The 1,550-nt window shown below is 72.8% G+C and carries 1 protein-coding gene; it reads right to left on the reverse strand.

Annotated features, from left to right (window positions below; genetic code table 11):
* Positions 1-1,550, reverse strand: a 1,550-nt coding sequence (locus H537_RS48430) for an Ig-like domain-containing protein (protein WP_043462290.1), incomplete at both ends; no start/stop codon positions are given.

Below are 1,550 nucleotides of genomic sequence, written 5' to 3' on the forward strand. Positions count from 1 at the left end.
GAGGTCAGCGCCGGTGCGGCCGGGGCGATGGTGTCCAGCGTGAACTCGCCGCTGCCTGCGCTGCGGTTGCCCGCGGCGTCGATGCTGACCAGCTCCACCGTCTTGGCACCGTCGTCGCCCAGCGCGAACGTCCCTTCCACCGGGTCGGCGCTGCCCGTGTCCAGCGTCCAGTTACCGCCAGCGTCGGCCGTGACCTCGAAGGTCGCTCCGCCCACCGTCACGCGCACCGTGCTGCCGGCTTCGGCCGTGCCGCCAAGCACCGGCGTGGCGTCGTTGGTCGTGTTCGTCGTGCCCAGCGTCGGGGCCGCCGGCGCCGTGGTGTCCAGCATGAACTCGCCGCTGCCCGTGCTGGCGTTGCCCGCCGCATCGGTGCTGGTCAGTTCCACCGTCTTGGTGCCGTCGCCGCCCAGGGCGAAGTCGCCTTCCACCGGGTCGGCACTGCCCGTGTCCAGCGTCCAGTGGCCACCGGCGTCGGCCGTGACCTCGAAGCTCGCGCCGCCCACCGTCACGCGCACCGTGCTGCCGGCCTCGGCCGTGCCCGAGAGCACCGGCGTGGCGGCGTTGGTCAGGCCCGTCGAGGTCAGCGTTGGCGCGTCCGGCGCCTTGGCATCGACCAGCAGGGCGCCGATGTTGACCTCGACCCCGGCCAGGTTCAGGTCCGCGTCGTTGCCCGCACCGTCGCGCAGCGTGGCGCCGTTGAGCGAGAGGGCCGAGGGCAGCGTGATGCCGTCCAGGTCCTCGTCGCCGGCCTGCACCGTGTAGCGGAAGTTCACCTGGCTGCTGCCGGCGTTCCAGAAGCCGAAGGTCCGGGTGACGCTGTCGCCGGTGCCGGTCTGGAAAGTGACGCTCAGCGTCGGCTCGCCGGCGCTGGTATCCAGCGCCAGGTCTTCGCTGAACCGCAGCGAGATCTCGACGATGCCGTCGCGCACGCTGTAGCCGTTGTGCTGTCCGTACTGGCCCATCCAGATGGAGAGCAGGACCGGAGCGGTGGTGTCGAGCATGAACTCGCCGCTGCCCGTGCTGCGGTTGCCCGCGGCGTCGGTGCTCGACAGCGACACCGTCTTGGCGCCGTCGTCGCCCAGCGCGAAGCTGCCTTGCGCCGGCGTGGCGCCGCCCGTGTCCAGCGTCCAGTGGCCGCTGGCGTCGGCCGTGACCTCGTAGGTCGCACCGCCCACCGTCACGCGCACCGTGCTGCCGGCCTCGGCCGTGCCGCCCAGCACCGGGGTGGTGTCGCTGGTCTTGTTCGTCGTGCCCAGCGTGGGCGCTGCCGGCGCCTCGGTGTCGAGCGTGAACTCACCGCTGCCCGTGCTGCGGTTGCCCGCGGCGTCGACGCTGGCCAGCTCCACCGTCTTGGCGCCGTCGGCGTCCAGCGTGAAGCTGCCTTCCGCCGGCGTGGCACTGCCCGTGTCCAGCGTCCAGTGACCGCTGGCGTCGGCCGTGACCTCGAAGGTCGCGCCGCCCACCGTCACGCGCACCGTGCTGCCGGCCTCGGCCGTGCCGCCCAGCACCGGCGTGGTGTCGTTGGTAGCGTCCGTCGTGCCCAGCGTCGG

The sequence above is a fragment of the Azohydromonas australica DSM 1124 genome (genome assembly GCF_000430725.1).
GTDB classification, from domain to species: Bacteria; Pseudomonadota; Gammaproteobacteria; order Burkholderiales; family Burkholderiaceae_C; genus Azohydromonas; species Azohydromonas australica.